This is a genomic window from Frankia alni ACN14a (genome assembly GCF_000058485.1).
Classification (GTDB): Bacteria; Actinomycetota; Actinomycetes; order Frankiales; family Frankiaceae; genus Frankia; species Frankia alni.
Window position 1 is genome coordinate 7,153,690 of sequence record NC_008278.1, and the last position, 15,138, is coordinate 7,168,827.

Sequence of the window (15,138 nt, forward strand, 5' to 3'; positions counted from 1 at the left end):
GGAATGCCGGGGGCACCGCGATCTGTGTCGCGGCCCACCGGATTGATCCTCCTCGTGGGAGGGTAATGGCGCCGTGATGTCGGTCGCCCGAAGCGCGGGACGGCCGGAGGCACCCCAAGGAGGATCCGTGGACCTGTCCCTCACGACTCGCCAGGAAGGCAACCACACGGTCGTCGTGGTGGGCGGCGAGATCGACGTGTACACCGCACCGAAGCTGCGCGAGCAGCTCATTGATCTTGTTTCCGGGGGCTCGTACCACCTGGTCGTCGACATGGAGGGCGTCGAGTTCCTCGACTCGACCGGCCTCGGCGTCCTGGTCGGCGGCCTCAAGCGGGTGCGTGCGCACGAGGGTTCCCTGCGGCTGGTCTGCACCCAGGAACGCATCCTCAAGATCTTCCGGATCACGGGTCTCACCAAGGTCTTCCCGATCCATTCCTCCATCGAGGAAGCGCTCGCCGCCAGCGAGTGAGTGAGCCGGACATCACGCCTTCGGAAAGGCAGGCACCGCCGTATGCCCACCGTTGAGCTGCGGTTCGCCGCCCTGAACGGACACGTCCGCACGGCGCGGATGATCGCCACGGCGGTCAGCCGCCGGGCCGGGGTTCCCGCCGGAGCCGCCGACGAGATCAAGTTGGCGGTCACGGAGGCATGCGCCCGCGCGGTGCGGGTGAACCGCCGGCATTCGCCGGAGTCGCCGGTGCATGTCGCGCTCATCGACACGCCCGAGACGTTCACCATCACCGTCGCGGACTGCGGGCGCACCGGTGACGAGGTCGCGCCGGGTCCCGACGGCGGCCTCGTCACCGCCTCCACGCTGCTGGACCTCGAACCCGAGGACGCCGACCCGCCCTGGTGGTCCGAGTCGTCCGACGACGACTCGGCCGAGGACAGCGCGGGTTTCCCGCCGGGCCTCGGGCTCGCCCTCATCGAGGGCCTGGTCGACGAGGTCGAGATCAGCCGCGGGCCTGACGGGGTGGGCACCGTCGTGGCGATGACCTGGCACACCGGCGTCGGCATCGAGGCCGCGCCCTACAAGACGGCCCGCTGACCGTCGCTTCATCCCGAAGCTGACGGGTGGAGCATCCCGTCTGCCACGTCGTGGTCGGCAGGATCGTCGGCGCCGGGTGGATTCCCGCCTCGTGGCGCGGCGTCGGGGCCACTGCGGTCCTGCCCGCGTTCCACGGGCGTTCAGGGTCTGCGCCGGTCCCGGCGGCGCCCCGGCGCCGCTCGGCGCAAGGATTCCCACCGCTGATGCGCGGCCGCGGCTTTCATGCCATACCGGGCTAAACATGAACCAATACGCGAGTTCGCCTTAGGCGTACGAACGCGACGACCCGGCCGGCGACCACAGAAAAAGCAGCGCACGTCACAGTCGTGTGGATAGACTCCGCCGCATCTCGCGGACGGTTGATCCAACCGTCGGAGATCCACTTGTGCTCCCCGTGAGCCCTGCCGGAAAGCGTCGAATTCGGGACGAATCCGGCCGAACTCACTCCGGGTGCCGTCAGATGCGGCGCTCGACCGCCACCGTCTCCATGCCCGGGTGCCCGCCGAAACCGGCACCGACGAGCCAGCGACACGCGCGGAGGGTGCACGGAGTAGACCGGGAGGAGCCATGTCCCCGACCCGCGCCCTGCAGTCCCAGGGCACTGGAATCGACCTTAGCGGCAACGCCCTCGGCCTGGTCGCCGGTGTGGCGATAATCGCAGCCCTCGCCCTGCTCGTTGCCGGCTACCTGGTACGGGAGGTGTTGGCCGCCAGCCCCGGAACCGCGCGGATGGTGGAGGTCGGGCAGGCGGTCCAGGAAGGCGCGGCCGCCTACCTCAGGCGCCAGTTCAAGACGTTGGCCGGTTTTGTCGTCGTCATTCCCTTTGTCCTGCTACTCCTTCCGGCCGACGACACCGGCGCCAAGGTCGGCCGATCGGTCTTCTTCGTCGTCGGCGCGCTGTTCTCGGCGCTCGTCGGCTTTGTCGGAATGTCGCTGGCAACCAGGGCCAACACCCGGACAGCGGCCGCGGCGATGAGCCAGGGCGAGAAGGCCGCGGTCCGCATCGCCTTCCGGACGGGCGGCGTCGTGGGCATGTTCACGGTCGGGCTGGGCCTGCTCGGCGCCGCCGTCGTCGTGCTGGTCTTCCGGGACACCGCGCCGCAGGTCCTGGAGGGATTCGGCTTCGGGGCCGCCCTGCTCGCGATGTTCATGCGGGTCGGCGGTGGCATCTTCACCAAGGCCGCGGACGTCGGAGCCGACCTGGTCGGAAAGGTCGAGCAGGGAATTCCGGAGGACGACCCGCGGAACGCGGCGACGATCGCCGACAACGTCGGCGACAATGTGGGCGACTGCGCCGGGATGGCCGCGGACCTGTTCGAGTCCTACGCGGTGACCCTGGTCGCCGCACTGATCCTCGGGGTGAGCGCCTTCGGCGAGCGGGGGCTGGTGTTCCCGTTGCTGATCCCGGCCGTCGGGGTCGTCACGGCGGTCATCGGCATCTTCGCGGTGTCGCCACGGGCCGGCGACCGCAGCGGGATGGCGGCGATCAATCGCGGCTTCTTCCTCTCCGCGGTGGTGTCGGCGATCGGCGTGGTGATCGTCTCGGTGCTCTATCTGCCGACGGACTTCGCCGGGTTCCCGGGGCTCGAGGCCAGCACCCAGTCGGGCAATCCGCGCCTCATCGCGATCAGTGCCGTTCTCATCGGCATCGTGCTCGCCGCGGCCATCCAGGTGCTCACGGGATACTTCACCGAGACGACCCGCAGGCCGGTGCGCGATGTGGCCCAGGCGTCGCTCACCGGTCCGGCGACGAACATTCTCGCCGGCATCGGAGTCGGCCTGGAATCCGCCGTCTACTCCGCCCTGCTCATCGGGGCCGCGGTCTTCGGTGCCTACCTGCTCGGTTCGGGCAGCGTCACGATCGCGCTGTTCGCGGTCGCGCTGGCGGGAACCGGACTGCTGACCACGGTCGGCGTCATCGTCTCGATGGACACCTTCGGTCCGGTGAGCGACAACGCCCAGGGCATCGCCGAGATGTCCGGGGAGATGGACGAGGCGGGCGGCGCCATCCTGACCTCCCTCGACGCCGTGGGCAACACCACGAAGGCCATCACGAAGGGCATCGCGATCGCCACCGCCGTGCTGGCCGCGACCGCGCTGTTCGGGTCGTTCACCGACACGGTCACCAACGCTCTCGGTGATGCCGGGGCCCGACCGGAGACCGGCCGGGGGACGGTCGGTGGACTGAACATCGCGTATCCCGACGCGCTGGTCGGGCTCGTCATCGGCGCGGCTGTCGTCTTCCTGTTCTCCGGGCTCGCCATCAACGCGGTGGGCCGGGCGGCCGGACGGGTCGTGATGGAGGTGCGCAACCAGTTCCGCACCAGGCCCGGAATCATGACCGGCAGCGAGAAGCCGGACTACGGCGCGGTCGTCGACATCTGCACCAGAGACTCGCTCCGTGAACTGATTACGCCGGGGACGCTGGCGGTCCTCGCACCGATCGCGGTTGGCTTCGGCCTCGGTTACCCGCCCCTGGGGGCGTTCCTCGGCGGGGCCATCGCCGGCGGCGTTCTGATGGCCGTGTTCCTGGCGAACTCCGGCGGCGCATGGGACAACGCGAAGAAACTCGTCGAGGACGGGAACTACGGGGGGAAGGGCTCGGAGGTCCACGCCGCGACGGTCATCGGCGACACGGTGGGCGACCCGTTCAAGGACACCGCGGGGCCGTCCATCAACCCGCTGCTCAAGGTGATGAACCTGGTCAGCCTGCTGATCGCGCCGACGGTGGTGAAGTACTCGGTCGGCACCGACCGCAACACGCCGCTGCGGGTCGGCGTGGCCGTCGCCGCGGTCGCCGTCATCGTGGCGGTGATCGTCGTGTCCAAGCGACGCAGCTCGATGATCGACGGCAGTCCGCCGGTCACGCAGCCGCCGGCCCCCAGTCCGCAGAAGATCAACGTCTGACGGCAGCTCGATCCCGCCGGCCGGCCGGCACAAGATCCCTTTTGTACCCGCCGGCCGGCGGGATCCGGCGGGCCCGGCGGGGCGCCGCCACGAACCGCCGACATCGATCGCTCGGCGTGACATCGACGCGCCTGAGATCGCGGCTTCATACCACCATGGCGCACCCTCGTGCGGGCCCGGTCGGGCCGTCCAGGCGTCATCGGGTGAGCCGTGGGTAAGCGTCGGGCTACCGGGGTCATACCCGGACGGGAAGCTCCGCGGAATCCGACAGCGGCGTACGGTGCTCCGAGGCACCGCTTGCACACCGGCGGCCGCCGCTCGCCCGATCAGCGCCCGCCGGACGACCGTTCGCCGGGCCACGCCAGATCCAGCACCGAGCTCCGCCCGAGCAACATCCGCCATATCCGGGACCTACGCTCCGGAGGGGCGCCCTACGCTTCGCCCACCGGTCATCGCACCGAGCACGCCGCACCGAGGAGAGAAGTGCCACCGCGCACGAAGACGACGACACGGACGACCGCGCGGTCAGCCGCGCCGGTCGCCGAGCCCGGCGAGCCCACCGGGACCGGCTCCACGCCGAGCCCGGGCGCGAGCGCGGCCCCGACCGAGGTGCCCGCCACGCGTCCGAGCAGCCGGGCGGCCGCCGGCCGAGCCGCCACGGGTCGCCGGCCGACCAGCCGGTCGGCGACCGGTTCCGGCGGCTCCACCGGGGCCGCCGCCGAACCGACCCCCGGCTCGGGCACCCGCCTGGTGATCGTGGAGTCCCCGGCCAAGGCGAAGACCATCGCCGGCTACCTCGGGCCGGGCTGGCAGGTCGAGTCGAGCATCGGCCACATCCGCGATCTGCCGCGCAGCGCCGCCGATGTCCCGGCCGCGCACAAGGGCAAGCCCTGGGCCCGGCTCGGCGTGGACGTCGACAACGACTTCGAGCCGCTCTACGTGGTGACGCCGGACAAGAAGCTGCAGGTCAGCAAGCTCAAGGCGTTGGTGAAGGAAGCCAGCGAGCTCTACCTCGCGACAGACGAGGACCGCGAGGGCGAGGCGATCGCCTGGCACCTGCTCCAGACGCTCAAGCCGACGGTGCCGGTGAAGCGGATGGTGTTCCACGAGATCACCCCGCAGGCGATCCGCCGCGCCGTCGACAACCCCCGCGAGATCGACGAGAACCTGGTCAACGCGCAGGAGACCCGGCGCATCCTGGATCGCCTCTACGGCTACGAGGTCTCCCCCGTGCTGTGGAAGAAGGTCATGCCGAAGCTGTCGGCGGGCCGCGTCCAGAGCGTGGCGACGAGGGTCCTGGTCGAGCGGGAGCGGGCCAGGATGCGCTTCCGCGCCGCGGAGTACTGGAACATCGAGGGCCTGTTCGGCGCGACGGTCGCCCGCCAGGCCTGGCCGGCCGGAACCGACGGGGCCGACGCGGACGCGACCGGCGGCGGCGTGGAACGGACGCCGCTGCCGGCGACACTGGTCGCCCTCGACGGCAATCGGATCGCCACCGGCCGGGACTTCGCGCCGACCGGCGAGCTGACCACGTCCGGCGTGACCCGACTGGACGAGGCGGGCGCGCGGGCCCTCACCGACCGGCTGGCGCAGGCCGCGTTCGCGGTGCGCTCGGTGGAGACCAAGCCGTACCGCCGCTCGCCGTACCCGCCGTTCATGACCTCCACGCTGCAGCAGGAGGCGGGCCGCAAGCTGCGGTTCTCCAGCCAGCGCACCATGCAGATCGCGCAGCGGCTGTACGAGAACGGCTACATCACCTACATGCGCACCGACTCGACGAACCTGTCCGAGACGGCGCTCGCCGCCGCCCGCAGCCAGGCGGAGAGCCTCTACGGGCCGGAGTACGTCCCGGCCAGCCCGCGTACCTACACCAAGAAGGTCAAGAACGCCCAGGAGGCGCACGAGGCGATCCGGCCCGCCGGCGACCACTTCCGCACCCCCGGCGAGGTGCGCGGCGAGCTCGACGTCGACTCCTACCGGCTCTACGAGCTGATCTGGCAGCGCACCGTCGCCAGCCAGATGGCCGACGCCCGCGGCACGAGTGCCACGATCCGGCTCGGCGCCACGTCGTCGACCGGGGAGGACGCGGAGTTCTCGGCGTCCGGCAAGGTCATCACCTTCCCCGGCTTCCTGCGTGCCTACGTCGAGGGCGCCGACGACCCCGACGCGGAGCTGGAGGACCGGGAGCGGCGCCTGCCCGACGTGCGCCAGGGCGACCCGCTGGCGGTCCGCTCGCTGACCCCCCGCGGGCACACCACCAGTCCGCCGGCCCGCTTCACCGAGGCCAGCCTGGTCAAGACGCTCGAGGAGCTCGGGATCGGCCGGCCGTCCACGTACGCCTCGATCATCGGCACGATCCAGGACCGCGGCTACGTGTGGAAGAAGGGCTCGGCCCTCGTGCCGAGCTTCGTCGCCTTCGCCGTCGTCGGCCTGCTGGAGGACCACTTCGGCCGGTTGGTGGACTACCGGTTCACCGCGACGATGGAGGACGACCTCGACGACATCGCGGCGGGGACGTCGGCGTCCACCGACTGGCTGACCCGCTTCTACTTCGGCACCGGGGACGGCACCGACCCGGCGACCGCGGCCGGGCTCAAGCACCTCGTCAGCGAGCGGCTCGGGGAGATCGACGCCCGCGAGGTGAACTCGATCCCGCTCGGCAAGGCCGACGACGGCACGACGGTCGTGGTGCGCGTCGGACGCTATGGCCCCTACGTGCAGCTCGGGGAGGGGCGGGCCAGCGTGCCCGACGACCTGGCCCCGGACGAGCTGACCGTGGCCCGCGCCCTGGAGCTGTTGGCCGCCCCGAGCGGGGACCGGGTGCTGGGCGTGGACGCCGCGACCGGCGCGACGATCACGGCCAAGGCCGGCCGGTTCGGCCCGTACGTCACCACGGACACCGATCCGCCGCGGACCTCCAGCCTGCTGCGCACGATGTCGCTGGAGACGCTGACCCTCGACGACGCCGTGAAGCTGCTGACGCTGCCCCGCACCCTGGGCGCCGGTGCGGACGGCGAGGAGGTGACCGCGCAGAACGGGCGGTACGGCCCCTACGTGAAGAAGGGCGCCGAGAGCCGGTCGCTGGAGTCCGAGGACCAGTTGTTCACGGTGACGCTCGAGGAGGCGCTGGCGCTGCTCGCGCAGCCCAAGGCGCGCGGACGCCGCCAGGCCGCCCAGACCCCCCCGCTGCGCGAGCTCGGCAACGATCCGGCCAGCGGCAAGCCGATGGTCGTCCGGGAGGGCCGGTTCGGGCCCTACGTGACCGACGGCGAGACCAACGCCAGCCTTCGCAAGGGCGACGCCGTCGAGTCGATCACGGACGCGCGCGCCGCGGAGCTGCTCGCCGACCGCCGGGCCCGCGGTCCGGCCCCCGCGAAGCGAGCCGCCCGAGGCACCGCGAAGACGACGGCCACGAAGACGACGGCCACGAAGACGACGGCCGCGAAGAGCAGCGCCGCGAAGACGACGACGGCGAAGTCCACGACGGCGAAGACGGGCGCGGCGAAGTCCACGACGGCCAAGACGGCCGCCAAGTCCGCCACCACCAAGTCCGCCACCACGCGTGGCGCGGCGGCGAAGTCGGCCACGACCAGGTCCGGGACGAAGAGCAGCACGGCGAAGAAGGTCGGCGAGGAGTCGGCGGCCACCGGGTCGTCTGCTCCGGACGACGGCGGTGGCGCCGCGGAGGCGGCCTCCGGTGGCACCCGTCGGACGGACTGATGGCCTCGCCGATCCGGCCGACTCACGGGCCGGTCGACGCGGCGGGGGACGGCACGGTGGCGGCGAACGGATCCGCCACGGTCGGCTCCACGACCACCATCCCGGCTTCCCCCGCCGTCACCGCGTCCCCCGGAACCCCGGCCCCGGCGAGCACGACTCTCCCGCCTGCGGATGACCTGCCGGCCGACGAGCACCGCGCCGACCGGCAGGGGGCCGATGCCGACCGGCAGGAGGTCACGGACCGCGGCGTCGAGCGGCACGACGATGACGGCGGCGCGGGCCGCGGTGGCGGCCGGCGGCTGCGGCTGGGGCGTATGCCGGGTCGGCATCCGGTCACGACGGTCCCCTCCCCGCTTCCCAGGGCAAGCAGCACGGCCGGCGACGACAGCGACATCCGCGCCGTGCTGCGGATCCCCGAGTTCCGTCGGATGTGGATCCAGCTCAGCCTGTCCAGCCTCGGCGACTGGATGGGCCTGCTGGCCACGACCGCGCTGGTCACCCAGCTACAGAACAGCTTCTCGGGGCAGGCGTACGCGATCGGCTCGCTGCTGATCGTCCGGCTGATGCCGGCCCTGATCCTCGGGCCGCTCGCCGGCGCGCTCGCCGACCGGCTGGATCGCCGGCTGACGATGGTCGTCACGGATGTGATCCGCTTCGGGCTGTTCGTCTCGATCCCGCTCATCGGCACGCTCGAATGGCTGCTCATCGCGTCGTTCCTGGTCGAGGCGGTCACCCTGGTCTGGGCTCCGGCGAAGGACGCCAGCGTCCCGCACCTGGTTCCGCGGGAGCGGCTGGCCGCGGCGAACACGCTGAGCCTGATCATGACCTACGGCACGGCCCCGCTCGCCGCCGCCATCTTCACCATGCTGGCGACGATCTCGCGGACGCTGGGTTCCAGCGTGTCGTTCTTCCGGGACTCCTCCGTCGATCTCGCGCTGTACTTCAACGCGGCGACGTTCCTCGGCTCGGCCATCGTGATCTGGGGGCTCAAGGGCATCGGCCGGGCCGCCCGCCCGGAGACCGGTCCCGAGCCCGGTTTTCTGGCCTCGATCACCGAGGGCTGGCGTTACGTCGGGCATGACCGGCTGGTCCGCGGGCTGGTCATAGGCATTCTCGGCGGCTTCGCGGGGGCCGGGTGCGTGATCGCCCTGGGCCGGCTCTACGTCGAGATCCTCGGCGGCGGTGACTCCGCCTACGGAGTTCTGTTCGGAGCGGTGTTCATCGGGCTGGCCGGTGGGATGGCGGCCGGCCCGAAGCTGCTCGGAGACTACAGCCGGACCCGCCTGTTCGGCGTCTGCGTCACCGGCGCCGGCATCACCCTGGTCGTCGTCGCCATCATCCCGAACCTGGTCATCGCCTGCATCCTGGTGGTGGCCGTGGGGGCGTTCGCCGGGGTCGCCTGGGTGACCGGCTACACGCTGCTTCAGGCCGAGGTCTCCGACGAGCTGCGGGGGCGGACCTTCGCCCTGGTGCAGTCGCTGGTGCGCATCGACCTGCTGGTGGTGCTGGCGGCGGCCCCCGCGCTCGTCGGCCTGATCGGCACGCACGGCATCCACCTGTGGGGCGACATCACCGTGCGGGCGGACGGCGTGACCGTCGTCCTGCTCGGCGGGGGCCTGCTCGCGGTGGCGGTGGGGCTGTTCGCCTACCGCCAGATGGACGAGCGAGTCGGGGTCGCGGTCTGGCCGGAGCTGTGGAACGCGATGCGCGGCCGGAAGCCGATGCCGACGCGACCCCGTCACGCCGGCCTGTTCGTCGCGGTCGAGGGGGCCGAGGGCGCTGGGCGATCCACCCAGGTCGAGTTGCTGCGGACCTGGCTGGCGGCCAGCGGGCGCGAGGTCGTCGTGACCTCCGGTTCCGGCGGCACGACGACCGGCGCGCGGCTGCGGGAGCTGCTGTTCGACCCCTCGACGCGCCTGCACGCCCGCACCGAGGCACTGCTCGCCGCCGCCGACCGGGCCGAGCACGTGAGCCGGGTGATCGAGCCGGCGCTCGCCCGGGGTGCCATCGTCATCACGGACCGCTACGTCGATTCGTGGATCGCCTTCCAGTGCGCGAGCCGGTCGGTCGATGCCGCGGAACTGGCCGTGCTGGCCCAGTGGGCCACCCATGCCCTCGTTCCCGACCTGACCGTGCTGTTGGACCTGTCCGCCGACCTCGGGATGCAGCGCAGGCCGGCCGGCGAACCGGCCGCGGAACCGGCCGAAGAATCGGTTGACGAACCGGCCGAAGAATCGTTCCGCGAGCCGGTCGACGAGGCAGGAGCCGAGCTGCTCGCCTACCGCAGCCGGGTACGCGACGGGTTCCTCCGGCTCGCCCAGGGGGAACCCGCGCGCTACCTCACCGTCGACGCGAATCGCCCCCGGGAGGAGATTCACGCCGAGATCCGCGCCGTCGTCGCCAGCCGGGTGGAGCGCCGGGCCGTGCCCCTGGGCGTCTGAGCCGGGCGGCGGGCGGGGCATGATGAGCCCGTGACGGTCTGGGAGACGCTGGTCGGCCAGGAGGCGGTCGTCGCGACGCTGCGTGCGGCCGCGGTGGCGGCCTCCCCCGGCCTCCGCGCGGGCGCGGGCGGTGGTGGCGGCTCGGCCGGGGTTCGCTCGGGCATGACCCACTCGTGGTTGTTCACCGGCCCGTCCGGCGCGGGGCGGCAGGAGGCGGCGCGTGCGTTCGCCGCCGGGCTGAACTGCGAGCGGGAGCCGCCCGGCTGCGGGGAGTGCACCGGCTGCCACACGGTGCTCACCGATACCGCCACCGACCTGCGCACCGTCACGCCGGAGGGGCTCTCGCTCGGCGTCAAGGACGTCCGCGCCCTGGTCCGGGACGCCGCCAGCGCCCCCACCGCCGGCCGCTGGCGGATCCTGCTGCTCACCGATGCCGACCGGCTCACCGAAGCCGCGGCGAACGCGCTGCTCAAGGCGTTGGAGGAGCCGGCGGAACGCGCCGTGTTCCTCCTGTGCGCGCCGTCGATCGAGGATGTGCTTCCCACCATCCGCTCCCGCTGCCGGACGGTCGCGCTGCGACTGCCCTCCGCTGCGGACGTGCGCGACATGCTGCTGCGGGAGGGGATCGACGAGCAGCTGGCGCAGACGGCCGCCCGGGCCTCGCAGGGGCACCTCGCGCTGGCCCGCCGCCTCGCCACCGACGAGGCCGCCAGGGCCCACCGGGCGGCGGTCCTGCGCATCCCTGGCCGCCTGGGGCGCGTCGGGGACTGCCTGGCCGCCGCCGCCGACCTCGTGGGCGCCGCGAACGCCGATGCGGAGGCCGCGAACGCCGAGCGGGACGAGGTCGAGACGGAGGCGCTGAAGACGGCCCTCGGCGTCGGTGCGACCGCCACCGGCGGGAAGTCGAGATCCGCGCGGGCGCCGAAGGCGGGCGCCAAGGCACGCTCGATGGTCGTGCGGGGCGCGGCCGGAGCGCTCAAGGAGCTGGAGCGGAACCAGAAGAGCCGCGGGCGGCGCACCATCCTCGACTCCCTCGACCGGGCCCTGGTCGACCTCGCCGGCCTCTACCGCGACGTGCTCGCCGAGCAGCTCGGCGCGCCGGTCGATCCGATCCATGCCGACCACGCGGTCGAGGCCGCGGGCCTCGCGGCGGCCTCGACCCCGGAGCAGACGCTGCGGCGGCTGGAGGCCGTGCTCGCGACCCGGGCAGCCCTCGCCGACAACCCGGGCCTCGTCCCGCTGCTCGCCGTGGAGTCCCTGACCCTCGCCCTGCGCGACGGCTGACGGCGGCCGCGTCCGCCCGGCGCGGTGCCGCCGGTGGGGTCGGAATGGCCGAAACGGGCGGCCAAGCCGCACCTGGCGGCATACTGTGACGTGCGACGCAGATCACGCTGGCGGGCGACTCCGGCACGCCCCGCCCGACCCGGCGCTGCCGCGCATCGGGCCCGCCTCCCACGCGGGCCCATCGTTGCGGCCGGCCAGCCGGCCCGCGGGCCAGGGAAGGTGACGGGCCGGATGCCGATGATGTGCGCGGTGGCGTTCTCCCCCCGCGGGAAGCTTTACTACGCCGATCCGGGTGCCCACACCCCCCGGGTCGGCGACCAGGTCCTCGTGCCCACCGACGACGGTCCCGAGGTCGCCACCTGCATGTGGGCACCACAGTGGATCTCCGAGGACATCGGCGGCCTGCCCGTGCTGGCGGGGCTGGCGCAGGCGGCAGACGTGCAGCGGGCCGAGCTGTCCCGACGCCGGCGGGCCCGGGCTCGGGTCGCCGCCCGGCGGCTGGCGCGGGAGCACAACCTGCCGATGAAGATCGTCGGTGTCGACCATGTGCCGGACACCGGCGGATACACGATCTACTTCAGCGCGGAGGGCCGGATCGACTTCCGGGAGCTGGTCCGCGACCTGAACCGGACGCTGGCCGCGCGGGTGCGGCTGCGGCAGTTGTCGGCCCGGGACAGCGCCCGGGTGCAGGGCGGGATCGGCTCGTGCGGGCGTGACCTGTGCTGCGCGACGTTCCTCACCGACTTCGAGCCGGTGAGCCTGCGCATGGCCCGCGACCAGAACCTGGCTCTCAACCCGATGCGGATCAGCGGCGCCTGCGGACGGCTGATGTGCTGCCTGCGCTACGAGCACCCGCTCTACGAGGAGTTCGCCGCGGCTGTGCCCGCCGTCGGGGAACGAGCCTGCACTCCCCAGGGCGAGGGCCGGGTCGTCCGGCATGACGTGCCCCGTCAGCAGGCTGTCGTGGTGCTCGACGGCGGCGGGCGGACCTCCTGCGACCGGGCCGACGTCTGCCCGTCCCGGCAGGCGCACGAGGCCGCCTACGCCCCGCCGAGCCCAGCCCCGCCGAGCCCAGCAGCCCCGCCGAGCCCAGCCGCGCCGAGTCTCGAGCCCCGCCCGGAGCCCGACCCCGCGCCCGTCGACGCCGACCAGCCCGGCGATATCCAGCCCGGCGATGTCCAGGCGCGCGATGTCCAGGCCGCCCCCGACCAGACCGGCGTTCACCAGGCCGGCGACGACCAGATCACCGCCGGCCACGAGAGCGGGGCACACCGGGGCACCGACCGCCGCGGCCCGGCGGGCGAGGCGCCGGCACAGGGCGGACCGGCGCACGACGGCGGGACAGGCGGCGATTCGGAGCGCGCCCGTCGGCGCTCCCGGCACCGCCACCGGCCCTGACCGGTCGTCTCGGTCAGCCCGACCCCGCGCGCCGCCGTTGCCCGCGGCTCACGGGTCGAAGCGGTAGCCCATCCCGCGCAGGGTGGTCACCAGCCGCCGCTGCGGTGGGCGGCCCTCCACCTTGGTGCGCACGCGCCGGACGTGTTCGGTGACGGTGGCGGGGTCCTGGAAGCGGGTACCCCAGACCTGCTCGAGCAGCTCCTCGCGGCTGAACACCCGTCGGGGGTGGCGCGCGAGGAAGGCCAGCAGCTCGTACTCGCGCGCGGTCAGGTCGATCCGCTCACCGGCGACGGCGACCTCGCGGGCGCGCAGGTCGATGGACACGTCGCCGTACACGAGCGGATCGTTGCCGTCCCCGGTGCGCTGGGGCGGCGGCTCGGCGGGCCGGCGGCGTAGCCGGGCCCGCACCCGCGCGACCAGCTCCCGCAGCGAGTAGGGCTTCACGACGTAGTCGTCGGCGCCCAGCTCCAGGCCGACCACCCGGTCGACCTCCTCGGCTCGCCCGGTGAGCATGATCACCGGCACCTCGCTCGTCTGGCGTAGGCGGCTCAGCACGGCGAAGCCGTCCATCCGCGGCATCGCGACGTCCAGGACGACCAGATCGATCTCGGTCGTCTGGAACAGCCGGAGGGCAGCTTCGCCGTCCGCCGCCTCCAGCACGCGATAGCCGAATCGTTCGAGGCTGCGCGCAAGTGCCACGCGAGATGCCTCATCGTCCTCAGCGACGAGGAGCGAGGCTCCTCGTGTCGCCGCTGCAGGTGCAGCGTCCCCGGCCCCGGTCATGAAGCGAAACCCTACGCATCCTCATCGGAACAACTGCAACCGGGGTAGCGGTTTACGTCGTTCGACGGGCCAGGAGCCGAAAATTGTGACAAGATCCGGATTACCCGCAAACCGATTGTCACGTCCGTGGCCGCCTTCCTGGGTGCCCATGACAGCCTGATGGGGTGGGATCGCCGGATCGTTCTCTTTCCCGGCACCCCGGCCTCGCCGGATCGGCGCGACGGTGGGCCGGAATCCCGCTCCGGCCACGAGTCCAGGCCGGGCAGGCGGTGGCCGCGGCACCGCGCGGCGCGCAGCCGGCCGAGTACCCGCGGTCGGCACCGCGCGGGCATCTGGCATACTCGACCCGGGCCAGTGCGATCCTGGCCGATCGCCGGAGTAGCTCAGTGGCAGAGCAATCGCCTCGTAAGCGATAGGTCGCGGGTTCAATCCCCGCCTCCGGCTCACTCCCTCGGCACGGCCCCTCACCCGCACGGTGCGGTGCCGTGCGGTGCCGCGCGGTGCGACAGGCGGGCACGCTCGAGGCGGCGTGGGCGGCATCCACGGGTATCACAATCGGCCGCATGACCGCGGACGGCACGATCCCCTCGTACGGCGTGCGTAACCGGGTGGAGCGCGCCGGGCCGGCGATCCGGGCCGCGCTCGACCCCGAGCAGCGCGGCAAGGGCCACCGCAAGACCGGCACGAGGGGCGCCTCGTCATCCACGAAGCCCGCGGGCCCGTGCATGAAGAGGCGCCGCCACCGCGCCGATCGGCTGATCACGCAGACCTGGGCTCGGCCTCCTGCTCGTGCCCGTCCACCCCGGCGCCCTCCGCGTCGCGCAGCCGCTTGATCGAGGCGAGAATCTCCCGCTCGGCCTCCTTGCGGTCCACCCAGGAGGCGCCCTCGACCGACTTGCCGGGCTCCAGGTCCTTGTAGACCTCGAAGAAGTGCTGGATCTCCAGCCGGTCGAACTCCGGCAGGTGCCGCAGATCCCGCAGGTGCTCCTGGCGGACGTCGGCGACCGGGACGCACAGGACCTTGTCGTCCGGGCCCTTCTCGTCGGTCATCTCGAACATGCCGATCGTCCGGCACCGCACCAGGCAGCCCGGGAACGTCGGCTCCTCCAGCAGGACCAGCGCATCCAGCGGATCCCCGTCCCGCCCGAGGGTGCCCTCGATGAACCCGTAGTCCGACGGGTAGTGGGTGGAGGTGAACAGCATCCGGTCCAGCCGAATGCGCCCGGTGTGGTGATCCATCTCGTACTTGTTGCGCTGACCCTTGGGGATCTCGATGGTCACATCGAACTCAAGGTCCACTCCGCTCCCTGTCTCCTTCATGCTCAGGCCGGCCCGGTCCGCGCCGGTCGGCCACCACGTGTGAACTCACTCGTCGGTCTCCGGCGGATGCCGGGGGTCGCCTGCTCCGGCGGCTGCCGGGGCAGCGCGGCCGGGTGCCGCGCGCCGCGGCCACGCGCCGGGACACGCGCCGGAACACCTGACGGACACGGCGAAGTGTCGCGGACGACGACCGCCGCCCTCCCAGTGTCCCGGAAGCCACCCCCTGCCCGAGCCACC

The 15,138-nt window shown here is 72.6% G+C and carries 9 protein-coding genes and 1 tRNA gene; 8 read left to right on the forward strand and 2 right to left on the reverse strand.

Going from position 1 to position 15,138, the window contains the following annotated elements:
- The first annotated feature begins 127 nt into the window (after positions 1 to 127).
- The 7 genes from FRAAL_RS28690 (at position 128) to FRAAL_RS28720 (ending at position 12,798) form a co-directional block, all read left to right on the forward strand.
- On the forward strand, positions 128 to 469 hold the full coding sequence (locus FRAAL_RS28690) for an STAS domain-containing protein (protein ID WP_009741728.1): 342 nt from the start codon (positions 128 to 130) through the stop codon (positions 467 to 469).
- 42 nt (positions 470 to 511) lie between these two features.
- The gene (locus FRAAL_RS28695; RefSeq protein ID WP_041939922.1) at positions 512 to 1,048 is read left to right on the forward strand and encodes an ATP-binding protein; all 537 of its coding nucleotides are present in this window, start codon (positions 512 to 514) and stop codon (positions 1,046 to 1,048) included.
- Positions 1,049 to 1,615: 567 nt separating this feature from the next.
- Entirely contained in the window at positions 1,616 to 3,955 is a 2,340-nt protein-coding gene (locus FRAAL_RS28700) for a sodium-translocating pyrophosphatase (RefSeq protein WP_041939923.1), read from the forward strand.
- A 483-nt stretch (positions 3,956 to 4,438) separates the two neighbouring features.
- A complete protein-coding gene (gene topA, locus FRAAL_RS28705; protein ID WP_041939924.1) occupies positions 4,439 to 7,675 on the forward strand; it encodes a type I DNA topoisomerase in 3,237 nt (1,078 codons plus the stop codon).
- On the forward strand, positions 7,675 to 10,116 hold the full coding sequence (tmk, locus tag FRAAL_RS28710) for a dTMP kinase (protein WP_063822669.1): 2,442 nt from the start codon (positions 7,675 to 7,677) through the stop codon (positions 10,114 to 10,116). Before topA ends, tmk begins: the two co-directional genes overlap by 1 nt.
- Positions 10,117 to 10,146: 30 nt before the next feature.
- Positions 10,147 to 11,400 (forward strand): DNA polymerase III subunit delta', encoded by a 1,254-nt coding sequence (locus tag FRAAL_RS28715; RefSeq protein WP_011607618.1) that lies wholly within the window; start codon positions 10,147 to 10,149, stop codon positions 11,398 to 11,400.
- Between the two features lie 231 nt (positions 11,401 to 11,631).
- Positions 11,632 to 12,798: a PSP1 domain-containing protein gene (locus FRAAL_RS28720; RefSeq protein WP_041939925.1), complete on the forward strand. Its 1,167-nt coding sequence runs from the start codon at positions 11,632 to 11,634 to the stop codon at positions 12,796 to 12,798.
- A gap of 48 nt (positions 12,799 to 12,846) precedes the next feature.
- On the opposite strand, the gene FRAAL_RS28725 is transcribed toward FRAAL_RS28720, so the two are convergent.
- Positions 12,847 to 13,581: a response regulator transcription factor gene (locus FRAAL_RS28725; RefSeq protein ID WP_041939926.1), complete on the reverse strand. Its 735-nt coding sequence runs from the start codon at positions 13,579 to 13,581 to the stop codon at positions 12,847 to 12,849.
- 372 nt (positions 13,582 to 13,953) lie between these two features.
- Here FRAAL_RS28725 and FRAAL_RS28730 point away from each other — a divergent pair.
- Positions 13,954 to 14,025, forward strand: a tRNA-Thr gene (locus FRAAL_RS28730).
- 315 nt (positions 14,026 to 14,340) lie between these two features.
- On the opposite strand, the gene FRAAL_RS28735 is transcribed toward FRAAL_RS28730, so the two are convergent.
- Complete coding sequence (locus tag FRAAL_RS28735) at positions 14,341 to 14,880, reverse strand: inorganic diphosphatase (protein WP_041939927.1); 540 nt, start codon at positions 14,878 to 14,880, stop codon at positions 14,341 to 14,343.
- Positions 14,881 to 15,138: the final 258 nt, after the last annotated feature.